A 25,563-nucleotide genomic window follows, 5' to 3' on the forward strand; every position below is an offset into this window, starting at 1 on the left:
GATTACTTCTTGGTACCGAACATACCGAAGCGGTCGGCGAACTTCTGTACGCGGCCACCGGTGTCCAGGACTTTCTGCTTACCGGTGTAGAACGGGTGGCACAGGTTGCAAACGTCGATCGACAGGGTGCTGCCCAGGGTCGAACGGGTTTCGAACTTGTTACCGCAGCTGCAGGTGACTGCAACAGCTTCGTAGTTCGGGTGGATACCTTCTTTCATGGTCACTTCCTCGAGCTGCGTGCCGCCACCCAACACCAATTGTTGAATACCGCACGTAATTAGGCGGCGAATAATACCAGAGCACACCGTCAGTGCAAGATGTCGCTTGCACCGACCGTCGTCTGCTAGGCTCGCCAGTTCTTGTAATGCCCTCCGAGACTTTCTGCGTGTCCGACGTCATCCTGCGCCTTGCCCTGCCCTCGCCGTTGCGGCGCCTGTTCGACTACAAGGCGCCAGCGAGCATGGCGCGCCAGGCCCTGGCCCCTGGCATGCGCATTCGCGTGCCCTTTGGCCGCCGCGAAATGATCGGCGTACTGGTCGAAGTGTGCGCGCAGAGCGAGGTGCCCGCCGACAAGCTGAAGCCGGCCAGCGCCTTGCTCGACCCGGTCTCCCCGATTCCGCCTTCGCTGTTCAAGCTGTGCCTGTGGACCGCGCAGTACTACCAGCACAGCCTGGGTGACACCTTGAGCTGGGCCTTGCCCACGCTACTGCGCCAGGGCGAGCCCGCAGAAATGCGCCAGGAGCGCTTCTGGCACATTGCCCCCGACGCCCGCCTGGACGACCCGCGCATCGCCCGGGCACCGCGCCAGCGCGATGCCCTCAAGACCCTGGCGCAGCACCCGCACGGGGTGGCGCACAGCCTGCTGGCCAAGCTCAACCTGAACAAGGACAGCCTCGACCTGCTGCTGGCCAAGGAACTGGTGCAGATCGAGGTCCGCCGCCAAAAACCGGGTTTGCGCCACGAACACTGGCTGGCACAGCCGGAGCTGCCGCTCAATGACGAGCAACGCGATGCCTTCGAGGCGGTGTGCGAGGGCTTCGGCGGTTTTGCGGCCTTCCTGCTGGCCGGCGTGACCGGCAGCGGCAAGACCGAGGTCTACCTGCAGCTGATCCGCGAAACCCTCGAGGCCGGCAAGCAGGCGCTGGTACTGATCCCGGAGATCAACCTCGGCCCGCAAACCCTGGCGCGCTTCGAGCAACGCTTCAACGCCCGGATTGCCTTGCTGCATTCGGCGGTGAATGACCGCGACCGCCTGGACGCCTGGCTGGCGGCACGCGATGGCGAAGCCGACATTATCATCGGCACCCGTTCGGCCCTGTTCACGCCCATGAAAAACCCTGGCCTGATCATCATCGACGAAGAACACGACGGCTCTTATAAACAGCAGGAGGGCCTGCGCTACCATGCCCGCGACCTGGCGCTGGTGCGGGCGCACCAGGAGAACATTCCGATCCTGCTCGGCTCCGCCACGCCCTCGCTGGAAACCTTGCACAACGCCCTCACCGGCCGCTACCGCCTGTTGCGCATGAATCAGCGCGCGGGCGGCGCACGCCCACCGCGCATGCTGCGCCTGGATGTCAAAAGCCTGCCGCTGGACAGTGGCATCAGCGGCCCGCTGCAGCAGGCCATCCGCCTGACACTGGAAGCCGGCCAGCAAGTGCTGGTGTTCCTCAACCGCCGCGGCTTCGCCCCGACGCTGCTGTGCCACGATTGCGGCTGGCTGTCGGAGTGCCCGCGCTGCGACGCGCGCATGACCGTGCACCAGCGCTCCGGGGTGTTGCGCTGCCACCACTGCGGCTATGACGAACGCCTGCCACACCAGTGCCCGCAGTGCGACCACGTCGACCTGCGCCCGGTCGGTGCGGGCACCGAACGCGCCGAAGAACGCCTGAAAGTGCTGTTCCCGGACTACCCGATTCTGCGTGTGGACCGCGACAGCACGGCGCGCAAGGACGCCATGCACCAGCTGTTCAGTACCATCCAGAAAGGCCAGCCGAGCATTCTTGTCGGTACCCAGATGCTTGCCAAAGGGCACCATTTCCCGCGAGTAACCCTGGTGGCCATCCTCGATGCCGACGGGGGGCTTTTCTCGGGCGACTTCCGCGCCAGCGAGCGCATGGCGCAACTGATCGTGCAGGTCGCCGGGCGCGCCGGGCGTGCCGAGGAACCGGGCAAGGTCATCATCCAGACCCACCTGGCCGATCACCCGCTGCTGGTGCAACTGACCGAACAAGGCTACTTCGCCTTTGCCGAACAGGCCCTGGACGAACGCCGTGCCGCCGGGCTGCCGCCTTACTCGCACCTGGCCTTGCTGCGCGCAGAAGCGCACAAGCCGGGGCAGGCTGAAGGCTTCCTGGACGAGGCCTGCGCCGCCGCCGAGCGCCTGGTCGCCGAACAGCGGCTGCCAGGCATCGAGCTGCTGGGCCCGGTTCCGGCCCCCATGGAGCGCCGCGCCGGGCGTTTCCGCGCGCAGTTGTTGATACAGGCCAACACCCGGGCGCCTTTGCATCGACTGATCAGTGCCTGGTTGCTAGTGTTGGAGCAGATGCCGAGCGGGCGCCAGGTCCGCTGGTCGCTGGATGTCGACCCGGTCGACCTTTATTGAGCTGCAAGCTGCAAGCTGCAAGCTGCAAGCTGCAAGCTGCAAGCTGCAAGCTGCAAGCTGCAAGCTGCAAGCTGCAAGCTGCAAGCAAGAGCGGAACGGAGTCAGGCGGCGCCACCAAGCTTTTTCTTGCTACTTGCGACTTGCGACTCGCTACTCGCGACTTCCAACGTGAAGCCCAAAGGTTGGCAACCCGCTCCCAGGCACGGATAATGCCCAGTTTTTCCACCTGCGCATCCAAGCGCTGCACCGCGCTTGCGGTCGAAAAGAGACCCCCATGAAAGACACCATTCGCCAGCTGATCCAGCAAGCCCTCACCCAACTCGTCACCGACGGTGTGCTGCCTGAAGGGCTGTCGCCGGCGATCCAGGTGGAAAACGCCCGGGACAAAACCCACGGCGACTTCGCCAGCAATATCGCGATGATGCTGGCCAAGCCGGCCGGCATGAAGCCGCGCGACCTGGCGGAAAAACTGATCAACGCCCTGCCGGCCAGCGCCGATATCAGCAAGGTCGAGATCGCAGGCCCTGGCTTCCTCAATTTCTTCCAGAACACCGACGCCCTGGCCAACCGCCTGGACGCTGCCCTGGCCGACGCCCACCTGGGCGCGCGCAAGGCCGGCCCGGCGCAAAAAGTGGTGGTCGACCTGTCGGCCCCCAACCTGGCCAAAGAGATGCACGTCGGCCACCTGCGCTCGACCATCATCGGTGACAGCGTGGCGCGGGTGCTGGAGTTCCTGGGCGACACCGTCATTCGCCAGAACCACGTGGGCGACTGGGGCACCCAGTTCGGCATGTTGATGGCCTACCTGCAGGAAAACCCGATCACCAGCGATGAGCTGTCGGACCTGGAAAACTTCTACCGCGCGGCCAAGCAGCGTTTCGACGAGTCCGAGGCATTCGCCACCCGCGCCCGCGGCCTGGTGGTCAAGCTGCAGGCCGGTGACCCGGAATGCCTGGCCCTGTGGACACGCTTCAAGGACATTTCGCTGTCGCACTGCCAAAAGACGTATGAACTGCTCAACGTCAAGCTGACCATGGCGGACGTGATGGGTGAAAGCGCCTACAACGACGACCTGGCCAATGTCGTGGCCGACCTCAAGGCCAAGGGCCTGCTGGTCGAAGACCAGGGCGCCCAGTGCGTGTTCCTCGACGAGTTCAAGAACAGCGACGGCGACCCGCTGCCAGTGATCGTGCAGAAGGCCGACGGCGGTTACCTGTACGCCACCACCGACCTGGCCGCCGTGCGCTACCGCAGCAACGTGCTCAAGGCCGACCGTGCCCTGTACTTCGTCGACCAGCGCCAGGCCCTGCACTTCAACCAGGTGTTCGAAGTGGCCCGCCGCGCAGGCTTCGTCGGCCACCCGATGCAAATGGAGCACATGGGCTTCGGCACCATGAACGGCGCCGATGGCCGCCCGTTCAAAACCCGCGACGGCGGTACCGTGAAGCTGATCGACCTGCTGACCGAGGCCAAGGAAAGGGCCTACGCGCTGGTCAAGGAAAAGAACCCGAGCCTGGCCGACGACGAACTGCGCCGCATCGGCGAAGTGGTGGGTATTGGCGCGGTGAAATACGCCGACCTGTCCAAACACCGCACCAGCGACTACAGCTTCAACTTCGAGCTGATGCTCAACTTCGAAGGCAATACCGCGCCTTACCTGCTGTACGCCTATACCCGTGTAGCTGGCGTGTTCCGCAAGCTGGGCAAGCGCTTTGACCAAGCCGATGGCAAGATCGTGCTGCAGGCCGCCCACGAGCAGGACCTGGCCGCACGCCTGGCGCAGTTTGGCGAAACCCTGAACAGCGTTGCCGAGAAAGGCACACCGCACGTACTGTGCAGCTACCTGTACGACCTCGCCGGCCTGTTCTCCAGCTTCTACGAGAACTGCCCGATCCTCGCCGCTGAAACCCCCGAGCAGCAACAGAGCCGCCTGCGCCTGGCCGCCCTGACTGGCCGCACCCTCAAACAAGGTCTGGAACTGCTCGGCCTGGAAACCCTGGAGCGCATGTAAGTTGGCTGCCAAGAAAAAACCCGCACCCAAACGCGGCGCCAGCCGCCAGACAGCGCCAGCCAAACAGCCGATCCCCGGCTGGGTATGGCTGGCGGTCGGCCTGACCGTTGGCGCGTTCATCGTGTTCCTGATGAAGCTCGAACCCGGCGGCGATGACATCAAGCGGGCCAAACCCGAGCAGCAGAAGGCCGACAAAGTGGCCGAAGCCAGCAAGCCCGCCCAGGCCACACCGCAACAGCCGGTGAAACCGAAGTACGACTTCTACACCTTGCTGCCAGAGTCGGAAGTCATCGTGCCGCCAGAGGCCGTACCGGAGAAAACACCCCCGGTTCCGGCCCAGCCGGTCACACCGGTTACCCCCGCTGAAGCGGCGAAAATCGACACGGCGCGGGCCCAGGCAGCACTGCTTGGCCAAACCCCGCCTCCGGCCCCGCCAGTGATCAAGCCGGCAGCGACCACCCAGTACTTCCTGCAGGCGGGCTCGTTCCGCAAACAGGCCGACGCCGACAAGGTGCGGGCCCAGATCATTCTGCTGGGGCAGTCAGTGAAGGTGGAGTCGGGTACGGTCAAGGAAGAAACCTGGTACCGCGTGATGGTCGGCCCGTTCAGCAACCGCGAACAGCTGACCGGTGCGCAGAAACAGTTGGCCGGCGCTGGTTTTGCCAACCTATTGCTGCAACAGCGCCAGACCCGCCAGTAACCTTTGAACGGGGCGCTGTGCGCCCCCGTCAGACTTGAGCCGCCCCGGTGCAGCGGCCTTGCCTAGCGACAGGGCTGCAAAGCAGCCCTTGCCCTCTCAGCCCCGCCCCGCGTTGCGCTCGGACACCTGGCTATTGAGTGTCCAGAAGTCGTACAGCACCCCTACCAGGAACAGGCCACCGGTCAGGAAGTAGATGATCGCGGTCACCCACTTGCCCTGATAAAGCCGGTGCAGGCCGAACACGCCGAGGAACGTCAGCAGGACCCAGGCGATGTTGTAGTCGATGCGCCCAGACTGGAACCTCAAGTCCGCCTCGCGGTCCATGGCCGGGATCAGAAACAGGTCGATCAGCCAGCCGATACCCAGCAGACCAAAGGTGAAGAACCAGAGGGTGCCGGTTATCGGCTTGCCGTAGTAGAAACGATGCGACCCGGTGAAGCCGAAAATCCACAGCAGGTAGCCGATGGTCTTGCTGTGCGTGTCGTGGTAGGGCGTTCCCTGTTGATAACTGTTCATGCCTAGCCCTCGTGGGTTATGGAAAAATTTTCTAAGGAAAAATGTGACTTTTTTGTCACAGGCCGACGTATGGCACCCTGCCAATCGACCAACGGATCATAAATTGATCAAAAAGCTGTTATAAAGTTGCGCGCCCAACACATAACTATTCATAAGAGCTTCATCTATGCCGCCTTTACTCAAGACATGGCTGACCCTCTGCCTATTATTGCCCCTGGCCGCCCACGCCACCAATCGTGAGCAACGTCTTCCCAATGGTTTCACCGGCTACACCAGCAATGCCGCCGTGAGGCATGCAGCGGTCAAGCAGACTGCACCCCATGCTCGCACTGTCAGCGCCGCCAGCACGCGCGCTGGCAAGGTGGCCGCGATGTCGCCCAAGCAGAGCAGCGATGTGCTCAGCCGCGCGGTCAATGTACTCGGTACCCCCTACGTTTGGGGTGGCAGCAGCCCGAAAAAGGGCTTTGACTGCAGTGGCCTGGTCAAGTACGCCTTCAACGACGTGGCCAACGTAGACCTGCCACGCACCTCCAATGCCATGGCCCAGGGCCATGGGGTGAAAGTGGCCAAGGGCGAGTTGAAGCCAGGGGACCTGATCTTCTTCAACATCAAAAGCCGGCGGGTGAACCACGTGGCCATCTATCTGGGCAACGACCGTTTCATCCACGCGCCACGCCGCGGCAAGCGGGTAAGCATCGACAATCTGAGCAAGCCTTACTGGCAGAAGCATTACGTGGTCGCCAAACGGGTGCTTCCGAAAGAGCAGCAGCTGAGCCTGGCCAAGCGCTAAGCTTTTTCCACCTGTAATGGCGCGATCGCCGGCAAGCCAGCTCCCCCACAAATCTGTAGAACTGTGGTGAACCTGTGGGAGATCACACAGCCCTACGGGCTGCGCTGTCGCACAGAGAACTCGATTCGTAACCGCGACGCGGCCTGTGTGGGAGCGGGCGTGCCCGCGAAGCAGGCGACGCGGTGGCAGGCACCGGCTACGCCGGTGTTCGCGGGCACGCCCGCTCCCACAAAGACCCCGCTAAATCAATAAGTTATGTACTGTTCTATGAGAGCTGGCTTGCCGGCGATAAGGCCTGTAGAGGCACTATAAATCGTCAACCAGGCCCCTCTCTCGCAACCCACGCAATGCCCCTTCCATCGTCCGCATCCCTTGCGCACCACCCGCCTGCATCACCGAACACAACTGCGCCATCCGCCCCTCGCGCACCAGGTTGCGCACCGCCGGCGTCGCCACCAACACTTCCCGCGCTGCAACCCGCCCACCGCCCACGCGGCGTACCAGCACCTGCGCCACCACCATTTGCAACGACTCCGCCAGCATCGCCCGCACCAACGGCTTTTCATCGGCCGCAAATACCTCCACCAGCCGCTCGATGCTGCTGGCCGCCGAGCGCGCATGTACCGTCGCCAGCACCAGGTGCCCGGTCTCGGCCGCTTGCAAGGCCAGGCGAATGGTCTGCAGGTCGCGCAACTCGCCGATCATGATCACGTCCGGGTCCTGGCGCAGCGCGCTGCGTAGCCCCTGGGCAAAGCCGCTGCTGTGGCGGCCGACCTCGCGCTGGTTGACCAGGCTACGCTGGCTGCTGTGGATAACTTCAACAGGGTCTTCCAGGGTAATGATGTGCAGCGCCTTTTCGCGGTTCAGCTGGTCCAGCAACGTTGCCAGTGTGCTGGACTTGCCACTGCCGGTCGGCCCACCCACCAGCACCAGACCATCGCGGTACTGGACCACCGCCTGAAACACATCGGTCAGCGCTAGCTCATCCAGCGTGGCAATACGCCCTGGGATCAGGCGGAAGGTCGCCGCAGGCCCATTCAGCTGGCGAAACAGGTTCACGCGAAAGCGCCCTAGGGCAGGCAGCGCCAGCGCCAGGTCCAGTTCAGCCCCTTGTGCCCACTGCTCGCGCTGCGTGTCATCGAGCAGGGTTGCCATGCCCGCGACCAGGCCCCCCGCGGCGAGCGGCGGCATGGCCATGCGCTGCAGCTCGCCGTCCAGGCGCAGCATGGGTGTCTGGCCGGCCGCCAGGTGCAGGTCCGAAGCCCGCACCGCCACGGCCCGTGCCAACAGATCGGTCACATCCATGAGACTCCCCAAAGGCTTTCAAGTAGGTAGAATGCCGCAAACCCAACACTAGCCGGCCACCCTCCATGTCCACCCTAGCAGACAACCTTTCCGCGATTTCCGCCCGTATCGCCAGTGCTGCAGAGGCAGCCGGGCGTGAGCCGGCCAGCGTCCAACTGCTGGCCGTGAGCAAGACCAAGCCAGCCGCTGCGATCCGCGAGCTGTACGCCGCTGGCGTGTGCGATTTCGGGGAAAATTACCTACAGGAAGCCCTGACAAAGCAGCAGGCACTCGGCGACTTGCCCTTGATCTGGCACTTCATTGGCCCCATTCAATCGAACAAGACCAAAGCCATTGCCGAGCATTTCGACTGGGTGCATTCCGTGGACCGCCTGAAAATCGCCCAACGCCTTTCAGAACAGCGCCCTGCCGGGCTGGCACCGCTGAACATCTGCCTGCAGGTGAACGTCAGTGGCGAAGACAGCAAGTCCGGCTGCGCCGCCGCCGAACTGCCGGCCTTGGCCAAGGCCGTGGCGGCCCTGCCCAACCTGCGCCTACGCGGGCTGATGGCGATCCCCGAACCCACCGCCGACCGCGCCGCTCAGGAGGCCGCCTTCGCCAGCCTGCGTAACCTGCTGGAACAGCAGCACCTGGGGCTGGACACCTTGTCCATGGGCATGAGCCACGACCTGGAAGCGGCCATTGCACAAGGTGCGACCTGGGTACGCATCGGTACCGCCCTGTTCGGCGCCCGCGCCCCACTTAACCCCGGCCAGGGCTGATGGCATGCTTTACTCACTCTTTTCCACAAGGACCTGACATGAGCAAGACTCGTATTGCCTTTATCGGCGCCGGCAACATGGCCGCCAGCCTGATCGGAGGTCTGCGTGCCCAGGGCCTGGACGCCTCGCAGATTCGCGCCAGCGATCCGGGCGCCGAGACCCGCAGCCGCATCCAGGCCGAACACGGCATCGAAACCTTCGAGGACAATGCCCAGGCCATCGACGGCGCCGACGTGATCGTGCTGGCGGTCAAGCCGCAGGTCATGAAAGCGGTGTGCCAGGCCCTGCAAGCCAGCCTGCGCGATGGCCAACTCATCGTTTCCATCGCTGCCGGCATCACCTGCGCCAGCCTGCAAAGCTGGGTGGGCGCGCGCCCCGTGGTGCGCTGCATGCCCAACACCCCGGCGCTCCTGCGCCAGGGCGTGAGCGGCCTGTACGCCACCGCCGAGGTGTCGGCCGCACAGCGCCAGCAGGCCGAGCAACTGCTGTCGGCGGTAGGCACGGCCCTGTGGCTTGAGCAGGAACAGCAACTGGACGCCGTGACCGCGGTTTCCGGCAGTGGCCCGGCCTACTTCTTCCTGCTGATCGAGGCCATGACTGCCGCAGGCGAAAAGCTTGGGCTGCCGCGTGAAACCGCCTCGCAACTGACCCTGCACACGGCCTTGGGCGCTGCACGCATGGCGGTCGCCAGCGATGTGGACGCCGCCGAACTGCGCCGCCGTGTCACCTCGCCCGCCGGCACCACTGAAGCGGCGATCAAGTCGTTCCAGGCCAGCGGCTTCGAAGCGATCGTTGAGCAGGCCCTGCAGGCTGCCGCGACACGCTCCGCCGAACTGGCCGAACAACTGGGCAAATAAGGAGTTATCGATGAATGCACTCTCCGGCGCCGCGATCTTCGTGGTGCAAACCTTGGTCAGCCTATACCTGGTGATCGTGCTGCTGCGCTTCGTGCTGCAGCTGGTCAAGGCCAATTTCTACAACCCGCTGTGCCAGTTCGCGGTGCGCGCCACCCAGCCGCTGCTCAAGCCGATCCGCCGCATCATCCCTAGCGTGGGCGGCCTGGACACCTCGTCGCTGCTGCTGTCGGTGCTGATCCAGGCGCTGCTGATGGCCTTCGTGCTAATGGTCACCTATGGCACCTTCGGTGACGTCCTGCACCTGCTGATGTGGGCGATCATCGGTATTACCTCGCTGTTCCTGAAGATCTTCTGGGTGGCGATGATCGTCATGGTGATCGTTTCCTGGGTTGCGCCCAACAGCCACAACCCGGCCGCCGAACTGGCCTACCAGATCAGCGAACCGGTGCTGGCCCCCTTCCGCCGTATCGTGCCCAACCTGGGCGGCATGGACATTTCGCCGATCTTCGCCTTCCTGGCGATCCAGGTGATCCAGTCGTTCGTCATGCCGCCGCTGGCTGCCTATGCCGGCATGCCCCAGGAGCTGTGGCGCATGATCTGACCCCGCATGCACCCGGCGGCAAGCCTTTGCTTGCCGCTGGGGGTAGCGCTCTTTAGACTTACGCCTCCGTCAAGCGTGAGCAGGGTCGATGTCCACTGTCTTTCCCGAAGATTCCGTCGGTCTGGTAGTACCGCAAACCGCCCGGTTCGATGAACCGCTGGCGCTGGCCTGCGGCCGCTCCCTGACCAGTTACGAGCTGGTCTACGAGACCTACGGCACCCTCAATGCCAGCGCGAGCAATGCCGTGCTGATCTGCCATGCGCTGTCTGGCCACCACCATGCTGCCGGCTACCATGCTGCCACCGACCGTAAACCGGGTTGGTGGGACAGCTGCATCGGCCCTGGCAAGCCCATCGATACCAACCGTTTCTTCGTCGTCAGCCTGAACAACCTCGGCGGTTGCAACGGCAGCACCGGCCCCAGCAGCGTCAACCCGGCCACCGGCAAACCCTACGGCGCCGAGTTTCCGGTACTGACGGTGGAAGACTGGGTGCACAGCCAGGCTCGCCTGGCCGATCGCCTGGGCATCCAGCAGTGGGCAGCCATCGTTGGCGGCAGCCTGGGTGGCATGCAGGCGCTGCAGTGGACCATGACCTACCCGGAGCGCGTGCGCCACTGCGTCGACATCGCCTCGGCACCGAAACTGTCGGCGCAGAATATCGCCTTCAACGAAGTGGCACGCCAGGCCATCCTCACCGACCCCGAGTTCCACGGCGGTTCGTTCCAGGACCAGGGCGTGATCCCCAAGCGGGGCTTGATGCTGGCCCGCATGGTCGGCCACATCACTTATCTGTCCGACGACTCGATGGGTGAAAAATTCGGCCGCGAGCTCAAAAGCGACAAGCTCAACTATGACTTTCACAGCGTCGAGTTCCAGGTCGAGAGCTACCTGCGCTACCAGGGCGAGGAGTTTTCCGGGCGGTTCGATGCCAACACCTATCTGCTGATGACCAAGGCGCTGGACTACTTCGACCCGGCTGCCGCCCACGGCGGCGACCTGGCAGCCACCCTGGCCAACGTCAAGGCAGACTACTGCATCATGTCCTTCACCACCGACTGGCGCTTCTCCCCGGCCCGCTCGCGGGAGATCGTCGACGCACTGATGGCAGCGCGCAAGAACGTCTGCTATCTGGAGATCGACTCACCTTATGGGCACGATGCCTTCTTGATCCCCACACCTCGCTACATGCAGGGTTTCTCGAACTACATGAACCGCATTGCCATCTGAGGACAGCATGAGAGCCGATCTGGAAATCATCCACGACTGGATCCCCGCCGGCAGCCGGGTACTCGACCTGGGCTGCGGCAGCGGCGAACTGCTGGCCTCGCTGCGTGACCGCAAGCAGGTCACCGGCTATGGCCTGGAGATCGACCCCGACAATATCGCCGCCTGCGTGGCCAAGGGTGTGAACGTCATCGAGCAAGACTTGGACAAAGGCCTGGGCAACTTCGCCAGCAACAGTTTCGACGTGGTGATCATGACGCAGGCCCTGCAGGCCGTGGAGTACCCCGATCGCATCCTCGACGAGATGCTGCGCGTGGGCCGCCAGTGCATCATCACCTTCCCCAACTTCGGGCACTGGCGTTGCCGCTGGTACCTGGCGACCAAAGGCCGCATGCCGGTATCGGATTTCATGCCCTATACCTGGTACAACACACCGAACATTCACTTCTGCACGTTCGCCGACTTTGAAGAGCTGGTGCATGAGCGCCGGGCCAAGGTGCTCGACCGCCTGGCAGTCGACCACCTGCACCGCAATGGGTGGGGTGGCCGGCTTTGGCCTAATCTTCTGGGTGAGATCGGCATCTACCGCGTCAGCAGCCCGAGCTTGCAAGAGCACCAGCTCGCGGTCTGACACACACACCGGGAGGAAGCGCCCATGCGTCGCCCCGTGCGCAGCAGCCCGCTAGGGTTCAAGCAGATTATCGAAACCGGCGGCATCAGCAACTCCCTCAGTTTCAACCAGGAAGTGTTCCCAGGCGAATGATGAATTTCCAGCAACTCGTATTGGCCAGCCACAACGCCGGCAAACTCAAGGAACTCCAGGCCATGCTCGGCCAATCGGTGCAACTGCGCTCGATTGGCGAATTCAGCCAGGTAGAACCGGAAGAAACTGGCTTGTCGTTCGTCGAGAACGCCATCCTCAAGGCGCGCAACGCTGCACGTATTTCCGGCCTGCCGGCCTTGGCCGACGATTCCGGCCTGGCCGTGGACTTCCTCGGCGGTGCGCCGGGCATCTACTCGGCGCGCTATGCCGATGGCAAAGGTGACGCGGCAAACAATGCCAAGCTGCTCGACGCGCTGAAAGATGTGCCAGAAGCTGAGCGCGGTGCACAGTTCGTCTGTGTGCTGGCACTGGTACGCCACGCGGATGACCCGCTCCCGATCCTCTGCGAGGGCCTGTGGCAAGGGCGCATTCTGTTCCAAGCCAGCGGCGAGCATGGCTTTGGCTACGACCCGCTTTTCTGGGTACCCGAACGCAACTGCTCCAGCGCCGACCTGGCACCTGTGGACAAGAACCAGCTCAGCCACCGCGCCCGCGCCATGGCCCTGCTGCGCCAACGCCTGGGCCTGGCATGATCGCAACGCTGGCTACCCCTGGCGCGGCGGGCTTTATCAGCCTGCCGCCGCTGGCGCTGTACATCCACATTCCGTGGTGCGTGCGCAAATGCCCTTACTGCGACTTCAACTCCCACGCGGCCGGCCCTGAGCTGCCGGAAGACGCCTACGTCGCGGCGCTGTTGACCGACCTGGACCAGGAGCTGGCGGCGGTGCAAGGCAGGCCGATCAGCTCGATCTTCTTCGGTGGCGGTACGCCCAGCCTGTTCAGTGCAGGCGCCCTGGGCCGCCTGCTGCGCGGCGTGGAGCAGCGCATACCGTTCGCAGCGGACATCGAGATCACCTTGGAGGCCAATCCGGGTACCTTCGAGCAGGACAAGTTCAAGGCCTACCGGCAAACCGGCATCAATCGCCTGTCCATTGGCGTGCAGAGCTTTCAGCCGGCCAAGCTGCAGGCCCTTGGGCGCATCCACAATGGTGACGAAGCTGTCCGAGCCGCCGGCATGGCGCGCGCGGCCGGCTTCGATAACTTCAACATGGACCTCATGCACGGCCTGCCCGATCAGTCGCTGGAAGACGCCCTGGGCGACCTGCGCCAAGCCATGGACCTGGGGCCCACGCACCTGTCGTGGTACCAACTGACCGTCGAGCCCAACACGGTATTCTGGAACCAGCCGCCGGAGCTGCCCGAGGACGACATTCTCTGGGACATCCAGGAAGCCGGCCAGGCGCTGATGGCCGAGCATGGTTTTCGTCAGTACGAGGTCTCGGCCTATGCTCAGGCTGGCCGCGCTGCGCGGCATAACCTCAACTACTGGCGTTTTGGCGACTTCATCGGCATCGGCGCCGGCGCCCACGGCAAGCTGACTTTCGCTGACGGCCGCATCCTGCGCACCTGGAAAACTCGCTTGCCCAAGGACTACCTGAACCTGGCCAAACCGTACAAAGCCGGTGAGAAGCTGCTGCCAGTCGACGAGTTGCCGTTCGAGTTCCTGATGAACGCCCTGCGCCTGTCCGATGGCGTGGAAGCCCAGCTGTTCACCCAGCGCACCGGCTTGCCGCTGGAGCAGTTGCGCGAAGCCCGTCGGGCAGCCGAACAAAAGGGCCTTTTGCAGGTCGAACCGGATCGACTGGTGGCCACGCCAAGGGGCCAGCTATTCCTCAATGACCTGCTGCAGTATTTCTTGACCTAAGGATGACCCATGGATCTGGTACTTGATCTGCTCGCGACGGTTTCCCGCTGGAGCCGCGGCAACCTGTCAGAAATTTCGCTGGCCTTGGTAGGCTGCCTGCTGGTGCTGTTCGGCAGCGACGTCAAAAGCTGGGCCGAACAACGACTGGGCAGCCTGGGTGGCGCCCTACGCGTACCGTTCATGGCGGTGATGGTGATGGTCGGCAGCGGCGCGGCACTGATCTATGCCACACCCTGGGTGGTGAAGGGGCTGAGCCAGTTCAACAACTACGCGCTGGCGCCGGTGCTGCTGGTGGTCGTGGTGCTGATTGGCGTGGTGGCCGACCGGCGCGGCTGAGACACAGCCTGGGGCTGAACGCTTGTGGGACATTCTGTCTTGCCCAGTTTCTGGAAGCATGCGCGATCACTGTAGGAGCGGGTTTACCCGCGAAGAGGTCGGCACTGCCAGCAGAAGGCTTGAGATAGCCGGGGCTGCTTTGCAGCCCATCGCGACACAAGGCCGCTCCTACACCGATCGCGCTAGTTGATCAGCGCAGGAAACAGGCGGGGCGCAGATTCTAAAAGCTGCCCCGGCAAACCAGGGCAGCCCTACCACTTGACTAGCCTTCAACTGGCGTCATCGAAGTGGTCGCGCATGCCTGCATTTCTACAGGCCCCAGCGTACCGAAAGGCTGAGTCAGCCGATCAGTCCACCTTCTCGAACTTCAAATCCCACACCCCATGCCCCAGCCGCTCGCCGCGGCGTTCGAACTTGGTGATCGGGCGCTCTTCGGGGCGCGGTACGTAGGTACCGTCTGCTGCGCGGTTGCGGTAGCCCGGAGCAGCGCTCATCACTTCCAGCATGTACTCGGCATACGGCTCCCAGTCGGTGGCCATGTGGAACACGCCACCGGGCTTGAGCTTGCGCCGTACCAGCTCGGCGAACTCCAGCTGCACGATACGGCGCTTGTGGTGGCGCGCCTTGTGCCAAGGGTCGGGGAAGAACAGCATCAGGCGGTCGAGGCTGTTGTCGGCCACGCAGCGGTTCAACACTTCGATGGCATCGCAGTCATACACCCGCAGGTTCTTCAAACCCTGGGTCAGCACACCATTGAGCAGCGCACCCACACCGGGGCGGTGTACTTCTACACCAATGAAGTCCTGCTCCGGCGCGGCGGCGGCCATTTCCAGCAGGGAATGCCCCATACCGAAGCCGATCTCCAGGGTACGCGGCGCGCAACGGCCGAATACCTGGTCGTAGTCCACCGGGCTGTCGGCCAACGGCAGGATGTACAGCGGGCCGCCTTGGTCCAGGCCGCGTTGCTGGCCTTCGGTCATGCGCCCGGCACGCATCACGAAACTCTTGATGCGGCGGTGTGGGCGCTGGTCGCCGTCGGCGGCGATCGGCGTATCTTGCGAATCAGTCATCTGGGGCTCTTACTTGATCAGACCATCCAGCGGCGAAGAGGCGCTGGCATAGAGTTTTTTCGGCATGCGGCCGGCCAGGTAGGCCATGCGACCGGCGACGATGGCGTGCTTCATGGCTTCGGCCATCAACACCGGCTGCTGGGCGTGGGCAATGGCCGAGTTCATCAGCACCGCCTCGCAGCCCATTTCCATGGCGATGGTGGCGTCGGAAGCGGTGCCCACGCCGGCATCGACCAGCACCGGGACTTTCGATTCTTCCAGGATGATCTGCAGGTTGTACGGGTTGCAGATACCCAGGCCCGTGCCGATCAGGCCGGCCAACGGCATCACCGCGATGCAGCCCGCCTCAGCCAGCTGGCGGGCAATGATCGGGTCATCGCTGGTGTAGACCATCACGTCGAAACCATCCTTGACCAGCACTTCGGCGGCCTTGAGGGTTTCGATCACGTTGGGGAACAGTGTCTTCTGGTCCGCCAGCACTTCAAGCTTGACCAAGGTCCGCGACTCGTGGGACTTGTAGCCTTCCAGCAGCTCGCGGGCCAGGCGGCAGGTACGCACGGCCTCGGTGGCGTCGAAGCACCCTGCGGTATTGGGCAGGATGGTGTACTTGTCGGGCGACAACACGTCAAGCAGGTTCGGCTCACCCGCATTCTGGCCAAGGTTGGTCCGGCGCACGGCCACGGTGACGATCTCGGCACCCGAGGCCTCGGTGGCCAGGCGGGTCTCTTCCATGTCACGGTATTTGCCGGTGCCGACCAGCAGGCGCGACTGGAACGTGCGCCCGGCCAGAATGAAGGGCTTGTCGCTGCGAACGTTGCTCATCGTTGTTCCTCGGGAAAAGGTTGCAGGGCTTGCTTGTGAACCACAGGCTGCTGTCAGCCGCCACCGATCGCGTGGACCACTTCGACCTGGTCGCCGTCGTTCAGCAGGGTGCTCTCGTGCTGGCTACGCGGCACGATATCCAGGTTCAGTTCCACGGCAATGCGGCGCCCACTGAGCTCCAGGCGCGTCAGCAGGGCTGCAACGCTCTCGCCGGCAGGCAGTTCGTAAGGTTCACCGTTCAGTTGAATGCGCATGCGCACGGCCACCATTATTCTTTGGGGCCCGCATTCTAGCGCCGAACCGCCCCGCAACCCAAGGGCGGTGCGCGCCATTAGTCGCGATTGTGGACCAGCTGGTCAGCCCAGCCGCCAGGCCGCCAACCCCAGGCATAGCCAGCCGGCCAGGAAGCACAGGCCGCCGATCGGGGTGATGATGCCCAGCTTGGTCAGGCCGCTGAGGGCCAGCAGGTACAGGCTGCCGGAGAACAGCACGATACCCACCGCAAACAGCCCACCGGCCCAGCCCACCAGGCGCCCGGGCAGGTGCACCGAGAGCACGGCAACCGCAAGAATCGCCAGCGCATGCACCAGTTGGTAGGTCACGCCGGTGTGGAACACCGCCAGGTAGTCGGCCGTCAGCCGGTTTTTCAGGCCGTGGGCGGCGAAGGCACCCAGTGCGACTCCGGTAAAGCCGAAAAAGGCGGCAAGCATCAGGAAGCTGCGAAGCATGGGACGACTCCTTGGATCGGGTCTGTATAATGGCCCCTTCCACCCGTACGGCCAAGCCATCGTCATGCTGCCATCCCTTATTCGCCGCCTCTTCCGTGCCCTGCTCTGGTTCGCTGCCGGCAGCATCGTGCTGGTGCTGGTGTTCCGCTGGGTGCCCCCGCCCGGCACGGCGCTTATGGTCGAGCGCAAGGTGCAATCCTGGGTCAATGGCGAACCCATCGACCTGCAGCGCGACTGGGAGCCGTGGCAGAACATTTCCGATGAACTCAAGGTCGCGGTCATTGCCGGCGAGGACCAGAAATTTGCCAGCCACTGGGGCTTCGACATCCCGGCAATCCAGGCTGCGCTGGCCTACAACGAACGCGGTGGCAGCATCCGTGGCGCCAGCACCCTGACCCAGCAAGTGGCCAAGAACCTGTTCCTGTGGTCGGGGCGCAGCTGGTTCCGCAAAGGGCTGGAAGCCTGGTTCACGGCACTGATCGAACTGCTCTGGTCCAAGGAACGCATTCTCGAGGTTTACCTGAACAGCGCCGAGTGGGGCAAAGGCGTATTCGGCGCCCAGGCGGCGGCGCGCTATCACTTTGGTGTCGATGCCAGCCAGCTCACCCGCCAGCAGGCAGCGCAACTGGCCGCAGTATTGCCCAGCCCGATCAAGTGGAGTGCCAGCCGGCCGAGCGCCTACGTGGCAAGCCGTGCCGGGTGGATTCGCCGGCAAATGAGCCAGCTGGGTGGCCCCAGCTACCTGATGCAGCTCGACTCATCCAGAAAGCTTTGAATGCAGTGCCGGCACAAATGAAAAAGCCGCTCGCTCCGTCGGAGCCAGCGGCTTTTCTGTGCAACAAAGGCCCGATCAGGCTGCTATCAGTGCCTTGACCTTGTTCATCGCATTCTTCTCCAGCTGGCGAATCCGCTCAGCCGAAACGCTGTACTTGTCTGCCAGCTCATGCAGGGTGGCCTTCTCTTCAGCCAACCAGCGCTGGTAGAGAATGTCGCGGCTGCGCTCGTCCAGCCCTTGCAACGCTTCGTGCAGGTTACTGGTGGAGTTGTCGCTCCAGTCGGCATCTTCCAATTGCACCGCCGGGTCGTACCGGTGGTCTTCCAGGTAATGCGCAGGGGATTGGAACGCGCTGTCGTCGTCAGCTTCCGCTGCCGGGTCGAACGCCATGTCCTGCCCGCTGAGGCGGCTTTCCATCTCGCGCACTTCACGCGGCTCGACGCCAAGGCTCTCCGCCACGCGATGCACTTCGTCGTTGTTCAACCAGGCCAGGCGCTTCTTCTGGCTGCGCAGGTTGAAGAACAGCTTGCGCTGGGCCTTGGTGGTGGCCACCTTGACGATGCGCCAGTTGCGCAGGATGAACTCGTGGATCTCGGCCTTGATCCAGTGCACGGCGAACGACACCAGGCGCACGCCCATTTCAGGGTTGAAGCGTTTGACGGCCTTCATCAGGCCAACGTTGCCTTCCTGAATCAGGTCAGCCTGGGCCAGCCCATAGCCAGCATAGCTACGGGCGATATGTACGACGAAACGCAGGTGGGCCATCACCATTTGACGAGCGGCCTCGACATCCTGCTGATAATAGAGACGCTCGCCCAGATCACGCTCCTGCTCGACCGTCAGCAGCGGGATGCTGTTGACCGTGTGCACATAGGCTTCCAGGTTTGCACCGGGTACCAAGGCATAGGCAGGTTGCAACGATGTGGTCATTCAAGAACCTCCGACTTACTAGACTCGCGCTTTTTGGGCGCTGCCAACATTGACCTGGGACGACGGTACAAGTTCCATCGTGAACAAAATGTCAATGCTGGCCTGAAAAAACTATCGCGGTGCCAGCTCGTTCAAGTGGCGGGCGACTGCAATCCATGCACCGATATACCCCAACAACACCGCTCCGATCAAGAGCGACAGACCATCGGACCCCGGCACTCCGCCCAGGGCAAAGTCACTGCCGTATAGCCCGGAAAGCCCTACCACCGCCTCGTTCAGCCAGTTCAGGCCAAACGCCAGGATCCCCCACGCCAGCAGCCCTGCACCCAGGCCATACAATGCGCCCATGTACAGGAAAGGCCGGCGTACGTAGGCGTCGGTGCCGCCGACCAGCTTGATCACTTCGATCTCGATGCGGCGGTTTTCGATATGTAGACGAATTGTGTTACCGATTACTAACAGCAGTGCAGAAATAAGCATCACCGCCAGACCGAAGACGAACCGGTCACCCAGCTTGAGGATCGCCGCCAGCCGCTCGACCCAGACCAGGTCCAGTTGCGCCACATCCACCCGCGGCAGCTCCGCAAGGCGCTGACGCAAGGCTTCGAGGGCGGGCTTGTCGACCTCGGTCGGGGTGACTACCACCACACCTGGCAGCGGGTTCTCCGGCAGCTCGCGCAAGGCCTCGCCCAGACCGGACTGCTGCTGGAATTCCTCCAGCGCCTGCTCGCGGCTGACATACTGCGCGTCTGCCACGCCGGGCATGCCCTTGATCTCGTCACGCAGCGCCTCGCCATCACGGCTGCCGGCATCCAGCTTGAGGTACAGCGAAATCTGCGCCGCGCGCTGCCACGAACCGCCCAGTTGCTCGACGTTCTTCAACAACAACGACAGGCCCATCGGCATGCTCAGCGCGACGGCCATCACCAGGCAGGTGAAGAAGCTGCCGATCGGCTGCTTGCCCAGCCGGCGCAGGCTGTCAGCCAGGCTGGCACGGTGGCTTTCCAGCCAGGCGTGCAACAACGTGCGGAAATCCGGGCCGTCATCGTCTTCGCCGCGTTTTTTCTTCGCCGGCTGCGGGTCGGCTGGCTTCGGCGCAACGCGCTCGGAAACCTTTGGCGTACGTGTAGTGCTCATTGCCCGGCCTCCCCATCGCCGATCAAGCGGCCGCGCTGCAAGGTCAGCATGCGGTGACGCATGCGCGCAATCAGTGCCAGGTCGTGGCTGGCGATCAGAACCGTAGTACCCAGGCGGTTGATGTCCTCGAATACCCCCATGATTTCTGCGGCCAGCCGCGGGTCGAGGTTACCGGTGGGTTCATCGGCCAGCAGCAGAGCGGGCTGGTGGACGATTGCCCGGGCAATGCCGACCCGCTGCTGCTGCCCGGTGGACAGGTCAGCCGGGAACAGCTCGCCCTTGTCGGCCAGCGACACGCGCTCCAGGGCGGAATCGACGCGCTTGGCGATCTCGGCCTTGGACAAGCCCAGAATCTGCAGCGGCAGGGCAATGTTGTTGAACACCGTGCGGTCGAACAACAGTTGGTGGTTCTGGAACACCACGCCGATCTGCCGGCGCAGGAACGGGATCTGGGCGTTGCTGATCTGGCCCAGGTCCTGCCCGGCCAGCATCAGCTTGCCGCTGGTCGGGCGCTCCATGGCCAGCAGCAGGCGCAGCAAGGTGCTCTTGCCGGCGCCCGAGTGGCCGGTGACGAACAGGAACTCGCCCCGGCGCGCCCGGAAACTCAGCTCATGCAAACCGACATGACCATTGGGATAGCGCTTGGCAACCTGTTCGAATCGGATCATGGTCAGTCTCGCTCGGCGAACAGAGCCTTGACGAAAGGCTCCGCTTCGAAGGTGCGCAGGTCGTCGATGCCTTCGCCGACACCGATGAAGCGGATCGGCAACTTGAACTGCTTGGCCAGGGCGAAGATCACCCCGCCCTTGGCGGTGCCATCGAGCTTGGTGAGGGCCAAGCCGGTCAATTCGACACTCTGGTTAAAGTACTTGGCCTGGCTGATGGCGTTCTGCCCGGTACCGGCGTCGAGCACCAGCAGCACCTCGTGCGGCGCCTCGGCGTCGAGCTTGCCGATGACCCGGCGCACTTTCTTCAGCTCCTCCATCAGGTTGTCCTTGGTGTGCAGGCGGCCGGCGGTGTCGGCGATCAGCACGTCCACGCCGCGGGCCTTGGCGGCCTGCACGGCGTCGAAAATGACCGATGCGGAGTCGGCACCGGTGTGCTGGGCGATGACCGGAATCTGGTTACGCTCACCCCACACCTGCAACTGCTCGACGGCTGCGGCGCGGAAGGTATCGCCGGCGGCCAGCATCACCTTCTTGCCTTCCTGTTGCAGTTTTTTCGCCAGTTTGCCGATGGTGGTGGTCTTGCCGGCGCCGTTCACGCCTACCACCAGGATCACGTAGGGCTTGTTCTGCGCCTGCACTTTCAGTGGCTGCTCGACCGGACGCAGCAATGCCGCCAGCTCTTCCTGCAGCGACTTGTACAGGGCGTCGGCATCGGCCAGTTGCTTGCGGGCGACTTTCTGGGTCAGGTTCTGGACGATGGTCGACGTGGCCTCCACGCCCACGTCGGCGGTCAGCAGGCGCGTTTCGATCTCGTCGAGCAAGTCGTCGTCGATGACTTTCTTGCCCAGGAACAGGCTGGCCATCCCCTCGCCAATGGAGGCACTGGTCTTCGACAGGCCCTGCTTGAGGCGGGCAAAGAAGCCAGGCTTGGCCTGTTCGGCCGGCGCTGCCGCTGGCTCTGGCGCGACCTCCACGGCTGCGGCAGCCACGGCCGGCGGGGCAACCACCTCAGGTGCAGGGCGCTCGGGGATCGCCGGTGGCGCCTTGGGTTCCAGGTCCGGCACCAGCGCTACCGGCTCTTCGGCCACCGGCAGTACCAGGTTGCTGACCGGCGCAGGCTCGGTACGGGCGACGTCCACCACAGCCGCTGGCACCGGCGCAGGGGCAATGGGTTGCGGCGCGGGCGCTACCGGCGGCGGGGAAACCAGCGGCTCGGGTTCAGCGGCCGGCAACGGCTGCACAGCGACCGGCGCCGGCGCTTCGGCTGCCGGGGCAGGCGCGGGCGCCTCAGGCTGCGGCGCTTCAGCAGCGGGGGCCTCGACCGGAGCGGCTACAGGTTGCTCGACAGCGGGGGCTTCACTGGCGGGAACGCCAGCGTCCACAGGTTGTTGCGGCTTCTTGCGAAACCAGCTGAACAGGCCTTTCTTTTCACCAGCCTCGGCCGGCGCTTTCTTGTCGTCGTTGGAACCAAACATGGAAGACGGCTATCTCAGGGTAGCGATGCGCCAGCTACGGCGAATCGGGAATTCTCTCTACGCAGAACAGACTATCTTGAAGCCGGCTGGTTCATGCGCAATGTTTTGTCTTAGTGTCCTGTGGGCCAGAACGGCGACAGGCATGGTCGCCAGGCAACCGGATCAGTATCCTAGCACCTCCTGGCCCGTCGACGCTAAACCCAGCGGGCCGCCGAACAGGTTAAACACCGTATGAATGCTCTAGCCCGCCGCGCCGCTGGCCTGTTGCTCGGCACGCTCTGCCTGCCGCTCGCGGCCTTCGCCGCCGATGTGCAACCCACTCACGAATTCATCCTCGACAACGGCCTCAAGGTCGTGGTGCGCGAAGACCACCGCGCCCCGGTGGTGGTCTCGCAGATCTGGTACAAGGTCGGTTCCAGCTACGAAACCCCGGGCCAGACCGGCCTGTCGCACGCCCTGGAGCACATGATGTTCAAGGGGAGCGCCAAGCTCGGCCCCGGCGAAGCTTCACGCGTGCTGCGCGACCTGGGCGCCGAAGAGAACGCCTTCACCAGCGACGACTACACCGCCTACTACCAGGTGCTGGCGCGTGACCGCCTGCCCGTAGCCCTGGAACTGGAGGCCGACCGCCTGGCCAGCCTGCGCCTGCCAGCCGACGAATTCAGCAAGGAAATCGAGGTCATCAAGGAAGAGCGCCGCCTGCGTACCGACGATCAGCCCACTGCAAAGGCCTTCGAGCTGTTCCGCGCCATGGCCTACCCTGCCAGCGGCTACCATACCCCGACCATCGGCTGGATGGCCGACCTGGAGCGCATGAAGGTCGAGGAACTGCGCCACTGGTACGAGTCCTGGTATGCCCCCAACAATGCCACGCTGGTGGTGGTCGGCGATGTCAACCCCGACGAGGTCAAAGGCCTGGCGCAGAAGTACTTCGGCAGCATTCCGAAGCGCACCGTGCCACCGGCCAAGCTGCCACTGGAACTCGCAGAACCCGGCCAGCGCCAGCTGACCCTGCACGTGCGCACCCAACTGCCCAGCCTGATCTACGGTTTCAACGTGCCCGGCCTGGCCACGGCCAAGGACCCCCGCACCGTACACGCCCTGCGCCTGATCTCAGCGCTGCTCGACGGCGGCTACAGCGCCCGCATGCCGGCGCGCCTGGAGCGTGGCCAGGAGCTGGTGGCCGGTGCTTCATCCAGCTACAACGCCTTTACCCGTGGCGACAGCCTGTTCCTGATTTCGGCCACGCCGAACGTTCAGAAGCAGAAAACCCTGGCCGACGTCGAGAAGGGCGTGTGGCAACTGCTCGACGAACTGAAGACCACCCCACCCAGCGCCGAAGAACTGGAGCGCGTACGCGCCCAGGTTATCGCCGGCCTGGTCTATGACCGCGACTCCATCAGCAGCCAGGCCACCACCATCGGCCAACTGGAAACCGTCGGCCTGTCCTGGAAGCTGATCGACAGCGAACTGGACGAGCTCAAGCGCGTTACCCCGCAGGACATCCAGAACGCCGCGCGCACCTATTTCACCCGCGAACGCCTGAGCGTTGCCCATGTACTGCCCGAGGAGTCCGCTCATGAGTGATCGTCGCGCACCACGCCCAACCCTGTTGGCCACCGGTATCCGCGCCCTGGCGCTGGCAGTGGTGCTGGCTGCCCCGGCCCTGGCCGACAACGCCGCCAAGGCCGACAACACTGCGGCCCGGCCGGCCAACACCCTGCAGTCGCTGGCCGAGCTGGACGGGAAGGCGCCGAGCCGGCGCCAGCTGAACATCCAGCACTGGAACACCGCCGAAGGGGCACGGGTGCTGTTCGTCGAGGCGCGCGAGCTGCCGATGTTCGACCTGCGCGTAACCTTTGCCGCCGGCAGCAGCCAGGACGGCGGCACGCCAGGCCTGGCTGCCTTGACCAACGCCATGCTCAACGAAGGCGTGGCCGGCAAGGACGTGACCGCCATCGCCGAAGGCTTCGAGAGCCTGGGTGCAGACTTTGGCAACGGCTCCTACCGTGACATGGCCGTGGCCTCGCTGCGCAGCCTCAGCGCCAAGGACAAGCGCGAGCCGGCACTCAAGCTGTTCACCGAGGTCGCCGGCAAGCCGAGCTTCCCTGAAGACGCGCTCAAGCGCATCAAGAACCAGATGCTGGCCGGCTTCGAGTACGAGAAGCAGAACCCTGGCAAAATCGCTGGCAAAGCGCTGTTCACCAACCTCTATGGCGACCACCCCTACGCCCACCCCAGCGATGGCACTGCCGAAAGCATCAACGGCATCGGCCTGGCCCAACTGCGCGCCTTCCATGCCAAGGCCTACACCGGTGGCAACGCCGTGATCGCCCTGGTTGGCGACCTCAGCCGCGCCGAAGCCGAAGCCATCGCCGCCCAGGTGTCCGCCGGGCTACCCAAAGGCCCGGCGCTGCCCGCGCCAGCGCAGCCGGCCGAAGCCAAGCCCGGCCTGACCCACATCGATTTCCCGTCCAAGCAGACCCACCTGATGCTGGCCGAGCTTGGCATCGACCGCCAGGACCCGGACTGGCCTGCACTGTCGCTGGGTAACCAGATCCTCGGCGGCGGTGCCTTCGGTACCCGGCTGATGAGCGAAGTGCGGGAAAAACGCGGCCTGACGTACGGCGTTTACTCGGTATTCAGCCCGATGCAGGTGCGCGGCCCGTTCATGATCAACCTGCAAACCCGTGCCGAACTCAGCGAGGGCACGCTCAAGCTGGTGCAGGGCATTCTCGCCGATTACCTCAAGACCGGCCCCACCCAGCAGGAGCTGGACGACGCCAAGCGCGAACTGGCCGGCAGCTTCCCGTTGTCCAATGCCAGCAATGCAAGCATCGTCGGCCAGCTGGGCGCCATCGGCTTCTACAACTTGCCGCTGACCTGGCTGGAGGACTTCATGCAGCAGTCCCAGGCCCTCACTGTCGAGCAGGTCAAGGCCGCCATGAACAAACACCTGTCAGCCGATAAACTGGTGATCGTCACCGTTGGCCCGAAAGTGCCACAGAAACCGCTGCCAGCACCCACTGACAAGCCCTCCGAGCAGCCGCTCGGGGTACCGGAGCACTAATGCCAAGATCCACCCCTCCCGCCCGCCCACAAACCGGGCAAAGCAAGGGCCAGGGCCACCTGCGCATCATCGCCGGCGAGTGGCGCAGCCGTCGCCTGGCGGTGCCGGAAGGTGAAGGCCTGCGGCCAACGCCCGACCGTGTGCGCGAAACCGTCTTCAACTGGCTGGCGCCCTACATCGAGGGCGCTCGGGTACTGGACGCCTTCACCGGCAGTGGCGCCCTCGTGCTCGAAGCCCTGTCCCGCGGCGCCGAAGACGCCGTGGCACTGGACAGCAACCCGGCGGCCATCGCCAACCTGAAAAACAACCTGGAAATCCTCCGCTGCCCGCGCGGGCAAATCCTGCAAACCGATGCCCTGCGCTACTTGCAGCACCCGGCCAAGCAGCAGTTCGACGTGGTGTTCCTCGACCCGCCATTCCACCAGGACCTGCTTGCCAACGCCTGCAACCTGCTGGAGCAGCACCAGTGGCTCAGCGAGCAAGCCTGGGTCTACACCGAGAGCGAAGCAGCGCCATCGGCCCTGCAACTGCCCGGCAACTGGCGTTTGCATCGCGAGAAAAAAACCGGCCAGGTGTATTACGCGCTGTGGCAGCGGGGCTAACTATGTAGCGCTGCCTACGGTGCCATTTCGCTGAAGCTGTTGCGGTTCACA

At 64.0% G+C, this 25,563-nt stretch carries 27 protein-coding genes and 1 pseudogene; 17 read left to right on the forward strand and 11 right to left on the reverse strand.

The features are described 5' to 3' along the window. Nucleotides 1-2: 2 nt before the first annotated feature. The gene (rpmE, locus tag K4A76_RS22210; protein WP_009684941.1) at nt 3-218 is read right to left on the reverse strand and encodes a 50S ribosomal protein L31; all 216 of its coding nucleotides are present in this window, start codon (nt 216-218) and stop codon (nt 3-5) included. A 167-nt stretch (nt 219-385) separates the two neighbouring features. Between rpmE and K4A76_RS22215 the strand changes: the two genes are divergently transcribed. The 3 genes from K4A76_RS22215 to K4A76_RS22225 all read left to right on the forward strand — a co-directional run bounded on the left by K4A76_RS22215 (nt 386) and on the right by K4A76_RS22225 (nt 5,316). Then, nucleotides 386-2,605, forward strand: coding sequence for a primosomal protein N' (locus K4A76_RS22215; protein WP_009684940.1), 2,220 nt, complete (start codon nt 386-388; stop codon nt 2,603-2,605). A gap of 274 nt (nt 2,606-2,879) precedes the next feature. Continuing rightward, a complete protein-coding gene (gene argS / locus K4A76_RS22220) occupies nt 2,880-4,616 on the forward strand; it encodes an arginine--tRNA ligase (RefSeq protein ID WP_009684939.1) in 1,737 nt (578 codons plus the stop codon). A 1-nt stretch (nt 4,617) separates the two neighbouring features. Next, a complete protein-coding gene (locus K4A76_RS22225) occupies nt 4,618-5,316 on the forward strand; it encodes an SPOR domain-containing protein (RefSeq protein WP_047149606.1) in 699 nt (232 codons plus the stop codon). A 96-nt stretch (nt 5,317-5,412) separates the two neighbouring features. Here K4A76_RS22225 and K4A76_RS22230 read toward each other — a convergent pair whose 3' ends face one another. Continuing rightward, a complete protein-coding gene (locus K4A76_RS22230) occupies nt 5,413-5,832 on the reverse strand; it encodes an NINE protein (RefSeq protein WP_009684937.1) in 420 nt (139 codons plus the stop codon). Between the two features lie 166 nt (nt 5,833-5,998). On the opposite strand from K4A76_RS22230, the gene K4A76_RS22235 reads away from it, so the two are divergent. Next, entirely contained in the window at nt 5,999-6,622 is a 624-nt protein-coding gene (locus K4A76_RS22235; protein ID WP_274411152.1) for a C40 family peptidase, read from the forward strand. A gap of 306 nt (nt 6,623-6,928) precedes the next feature. On the opposite strand, the gene K4A76_RS22240 is transcribed toward K4A76_RS22235, so the two are convergent. Beyond that, nucleotides 6,929-7,927: a type IV pilus twitching motility protein PilT gene (locus K4A76_RS22240; RefSeq protein ID WP_274411153.1), complete on the reverse strand. Its 999-nt coding sequence runs from the start codon at nt 7,925-7,927 to the stop codon at nt 6,929-6,931. A gap of 65 nt (nt 7,928-7,992) precedes the next feature. Here K4A76_RS22240 and K4A76_RS22245 point away from each other — a divergent pair, with 65 nt between their 5' ends. The 9 genes and pseudogenes from K4A76_RS22245 (at nt 7,993) to K4A76_RS22280 (ending at nt 14,235) form a co-directional block, all read left to right on the forward strand. Next, entirely contained in the window at nt 7,993-8,688 is a 696-nt protein-coding gene (locus K4A76_RS22245; RefSeq protein ID WP_274411154.1) for a YggS family pyridoxal phosphate-dependent enzyme, read from the forward strand. A 38-nt stretch (nt 8,689-8,726) separates the two neighbouring features. Further along, nucleotides 8,727-9,545 (forward strand): pyrroline-5-carboxylate reductase, encoded by an 819-nt coding sequence (proC, locus tag K4A76_RS22250; RefSeq protein ID WP_274411155.1) that lies wholly within the window; start codon nt 8,727-8,729, stop codon nt 9,543-9,545. Nucleotides 9,546-9,555: 10 nt separating this feature from the next. Further along, complete coding sequence (locus tag K4A76_RS22255; protein ID WP_173891423.1) at nt 9,556-10,146, forward strand: YggT family protein; 591 nt, start codon at nt 9,556-9,558, stop codon at nt 10,144-10,146. A gap of 88 nt (nt 10,147-10,234) precedes the next feature. Then, entirely contained in the window at nt 10,235-11,374 is a 1,140-nt protein-coding gene (gene metX, locus K4A76_RS22260) for a homoserine O-succinyltransferase MetX (protein ID WP_274411156.1), read from the forward strand. A gap of 7 nt (nt 11,375-11,381) precedes the next feature. Beyond that, on the forward strand, nt 11,382-12,002 hold the full coding sequence (gene metW, locus K4A76_RS22265) for a methionine biosynthesis protein MetW (protein ID WP_009684928.1): 621 nt from the start codon (nt 11,382-11,384) through the stop codon (nt 12,000-12,002). A gap of 39 nt (nt 12,003-12,041) precedes the next feature. Then, a pseudogene (locus K4A76_RS24005) lies at nt 12,042-12,134 on the forward strand (DUF4426 domain-containing protein); the annotation flags it as partial. Continuing rightward, complete coding sequence (rdgB, locus tag K4A76_RS22270; RefSeq protein ID WP_173891425.1) at nt 12,131-12,727, forward strand: RdgB/HAM1 family non-canonical purine NTP pyrophosphatase; 597 nt, start codon at nt 12,131-12,133, stop codon at nt 12,725-12,727. The pseudogene K4A76_RS24005 and the gene rdgB, both read left to right, overlap by 4 nt. Beyond that, nucleotides 12,724-13,899, forward strand: coding sequence for a radical SAM family heme chaperone HemW (gene hemW, locus K4A76_RS22275; protein WP_274411157.1), 1,176 nt, complete (start codon nt 12,724-12,726; stop codon nt 13,897-13,899). The genes rdgB and hemW overlap by 4 nt, the downstream gene beginning before the upstream one ends. Before the next feature lie 9 nt (nt 13,900-13,908). Further along, nucleotides 13,909-14,235, forward strand: coding sequence for a DUF3392 family protein (locus tag K4A76_RS22280; RefSeq protein WP_054912642.1), 327 nt, complete (start codon nt 13,909-13,911; stop codon nt 14,233-14,235). A 347-nt stretch (nt 14,236-14,582) separates the two neighbouring features. Here the strand turns inward: K4A76_RS22280 and trmB are convergent, their stop codons facing one another. The 4 genes from trmB to K4A76_RS22300 all read right to left on the reverse strand — a co-directional run bounded on the left by trmB (nt 14,583) and on the right by K4A76_RS22300 (nt 16,855). Next, nucleotides 14,583-15,305 carry a tRNA (guanosine(46)-N7)-methyltransferase TrmB gene (gene trmB / locus K4A76_RS22285; protein ID WP_009684922.1) on the reverse strand — a complete coding sequence of 241 codons (723 nt, stop codon included), beginning with the start codon at nt 15,303-15,305 and terminating at the stop codon, nt 14,583-14,585. A gap of 9 nt (nt 15,306-15,314) precedes the next feature. Next, a complete protein-coding gene (locus tag K4A76_RS22290) occupies nt 15,315-16,127 on the reverse strand; it encodes a thiazole synthase (RefSeq protein ID WP_173891428.1) in 813 nt (270 codons plus the stop codon). Nucleotides 16,128-16,180: 53 nt separating this feature from the next. Next, a complete protein-coding gene (gene thiS / locus K4A76_RS22295) occupies nt 16,181-16,381 on the reverse strand; it encodes a sulfur carrier protein ThiS (protein ID WP_009684920.1) in 201 nt (66 codons plus the stop codon). A 102-nt stretch (nt 16,382-16,483) separates the two neighbouring features. Continuing rightward, complete coding sequence (locus tag K4A76_RS22300; protein WP_274411159.1) at nt 16,484-16,855, reverse strand: DUF423 domain-containing protein; 372 nt, start codon at nt 16,853-16,855, stop codon at nt 16,484-16,486. 64 nt (nt 16,856-16,919) lie between these two features. On the opposite strand from K4A76_RS22300, the gene mtgA reads away from it, so the two are divergent. Further along, the gene (mtgA, locus tag K4A76_RS22305; protein ID WP_274411160.1) at nt 16,920-17,630 is read left to right on the forward strand and encodes a monofunctional biosynthetic peptidoglycan transglycosylase; all 711 of its coding nucleotides are present in this window, start codon (nt 16,920-16,922) and stop codon (nt 17,628-17,630) included. A gap of 75 nt (nt 17,631-17,705) precedes the next feature. On the opposite strand, the gene rpoH is transcribed toward mtgA, so the two are convergent. The 4 genes from rpoH to ftsY form a co-directional block, all read right to left on the reverse strand. Then, a complete protein-coding gene (rpoH, locus tag K4A76_RS22310; protein ID WP_009684917.1) occupies nt 17,706-18,560 on the reverse strand; it encodes an RNA polymerase sigma factor RpoH in 855 nt (284 codons plus the stop codon). A 111-nt stretch (nt 18,561-18,671) separates the two neighbouring features. Beyond that, nucleotides 18,672-19,697, reverse strand: a complete 1,026-nt coding sequence (gene ftsX / locus K4A76_RS22315; RefSeq protein ID WP_029886166.1) for a permease-like cell division protein FtsX — start codon at nt 19,695-19,697, stop codon at nt 18,672-18,674. Next, nucleotides 19,694-20,365, reverse strand: a complete 672-nt coding sequence (gene ftsE / locus K4A76_RS22320; protein ID WP_009684915.1) for a cell division ATP-binding protein FtsE — start codon at nt 20,363-20,365, stop codon at nt 19,694-19,696. The genes ftsX and ftsE overlap by 4 nt, the downstream gene beginning before the upstream one ends. Nucleotides 20,366-20,367: 2 nt before the next feature. Next, nucleotides 20,368-21,840, reverse strand: a complete 1,473-nt coding sequence (ftsY, locus tag K4A76_RS22325; protein ID WP_274411161.1) for a signal recognition particle-docking protein FtsY — start codon at nt 21,838-21,840, stop codon at nt 20,368-20,370. Between the two features lie 231 nt (nt 21,841-22,071). Between ftsY and K4A76_RS22330 the strand changes: the two genes are divergently transcribed. The 3 genes from K4A76_RS22330 to rsmD are packed head-to-tail and all read left to right on the forward strand — an operon-like array spanning nt 22,072 to nt 25,512. Continuing rightward, a complete protein-coding gene (locus K4A76_RS22330; RefSeq protein ID WP_274411162.1) occupies nt 22,072-23,427 on the forward strand; it encodes a M16 family metallopeptidase in 1,356 nt (451 codons plus the stop codon). Next, nucleotides 23,420-24,910, forward strand: coding sequence for a M16 family metallopeptidase (locus K4A76_RS22335; protein ID WP_274411163.1), 1,491 nt, complete (start codon nt 23,420-23,422; stop codon nt 24,908-24,910). The genes K4A76_RS22330 and K4A76_RS22335 overlap by 8 nt, the downstream gene beginning before the upstream one ends. Continuing rightward, nucleotides 24,910-25,512, forward strand: a complete 603-nt coding sequence (gene rsmD / locus K4A76_RS22340; protein WP_270148614.1) for a 16S rRNA (guanine(966)-N(2))-methyltransferase RsmD — start codon at nt 24,910-24,912, stop codon at nt 25,510-25,512. Before K4A76_RS22335 ends, rsmD begins: the two co-directional genes overlap by 1 nt. Nucleotides 25,513-25,563 lie beyond the last annotated feature (51 nt).

The sequence above is a fragment of the Pseudomonas sp. NEEL19 genome (assembly GCF_028751975.1).
In the GTDB taxonomy this organism is placed as follows: domain Bacteria; phylum Pseudomonadota; class Gammaproteobacteria; order Pseudomonadales; family Pseudomonadaceae; genus Aquipseudomonas; species Aquipseudomonas juntendi.

Coding starts and splice junctions, on each gene's coding strand:
- rpmE (WP_009684941.1), bottom strand. CDS start 218: ATGAAAGAAGGTATCCACCCGAACTACGAAGCTGTTGCAGTCACCTGC.
- argS (WP_009684939.1), top strand. CDS start 2,880: ATGAAAGACACCATTCGCCAGCTGATCCAGCAAGCCCTCACCCAACTC.
- K4A76_RS22230 (WP_009684937.1), bottom strand. CDS start 5,832: ATGAACAGTTATCAACAGGGAACGCCCTACCACGACACGCACAGCAAG.
- K4A76_RS22235 (WP_274411152.1), top strand. CDS start 5,999: ATGCCGCCTTTACTCAAGACATGGCTGACCCTCTGCCTATTATTGCCC.
- K4A76_RS22240 (WP_274411153.1), bottom strand. CDS start 7,927: ATGGATGTGACCGATCTGTTGGCACGGGCCGTGGCGGTGCGGGCTTCG.
- K4A76_RS22245 (WP_274411154.1), top strand. CDS start 7,993: ATGTCCACCCTAGCAGACAACCTTTCCGCGATTTCCGCCCGTATCGCC.
- proC (WP_274411155.1), top strand. CDS start 8,727: ATGAGCAAGACTCGTATTGCCTTTATCGGCGCCGGCAACATGGCCGCC.
- K4A76_RS22255 (WP_173891423.1), top strand. CDS start 9,556: ATGAATGCACTCTCCGGCGCCGCGATCTTCGTGGTGCAAACCTTGGTC.
- metX (WP_274411156.1), top strand. CDS start 10,235: ATGTCCACTGTCTTTCCCGAAGATTCCGTCGGTCTGGTAGTACCGCAA.
- metW (WP_009684928.1), top strand. CDS start 11,382: ATGAGAGCCGATCTGGAAATCATCCACGACTGGATCCCCGCCGGCAGC.
- rdgB (WP_173891425.1), top strand. CDS start 12,131: ATGATGAATTTCCAGCAACTCGTATTGGCCAGCCACAACGCCGGCAAA.
- hemW (WP_274411157.1), top strand. CDS start 12,724: ATGATCGCAACGCTGGCTACCCCTGGCGCGGCGGGCTTTATCAGCCTG.
- K4A76_RS22280 (WP_054912642.1), top strand. CDS start 13,909: ATGGATCTGGTACTTGATCTGCTCGCGACGGTTTCCCGCTGGAGCCGC.
- trmB (WP_009684922.1), bottom strand. CDS start 15,305: ATGACTGATTCGCAAGATACGCCGATCGCCGCCGACGGCGACCAGCGC.
- K4A76_RS22290 (WP_173891428.1), bottom strand. CDS start 16,127: ATGAGCAACGTTCGCAGCGACAAGCCCTTCATTCTGGCCGGGCGCACG.
- thiS (WP_009684920.1), bottom strand. CDS start 16,381: ATGCGCATTCAACTGAACGGTGAACCTTACGAACTGCCTGCCGGCGAG.
- K4A76_RS22300 (WP_274411159.1), bottom strand. CDS start 16,855: ATGCTTCGCAGCTTCCTGATGCTTGCCGCCTTTTTCGGCTTTACCGGA.
- mtgA (WP_274411160.1), top strand. CDS start 16,920: ATGCTGCCATCCCTTATTCGCCGCCTCTTCCGTGCCCTGCTCTGGTTC.
- rpoH (WP_009684917.1), bottom strand. CDS start 18,560: ATGACCACATCGTTGCAACCTGCCTATGCCTTGGTACCCGGTGCAAAC.
- ftsX (WP_029886166.1), bottom strand. CDS start 19,697: ATGAGCACTACACGTACGCCAAAGGTTTCCGAGCGCGTTGCGCCGAAG.
- ftsE (WP_009684915.1), bottom strand. CDS start 20,365: ATGATCCGATTCGAACAGGTTGCCAAGCGCTATCCCAATGGTCATGTC.
- ftsY (WP_274411161.1), bottom strand. CDS start 21,840: ATGTTTGGTTCCAACGACGACAAGAAAGCGCCGGCCGAGGCTGGTGAA.
- K4A76_RS22330 (WP_274411162.1), top strand. CDS start 22,072: ATGAATGCTCTAGCCCGCCGCGCCGCTGGCCTGTTGCTCGGCACGCTC.
- K4A76_RS22335 (WP_274411163.1), top strand. CDS start 23,420: ATGAGTGATCGTCGCGCACCACGCCCAACCCTGTTGGCCACCGGTATC.
- rsmD (WP_270148614.1), top strand. CDS start 24,910: ATGCCAAGATCCACCCCTCCCGCCCGCCCACAAACCGGGCAAAGCAAG.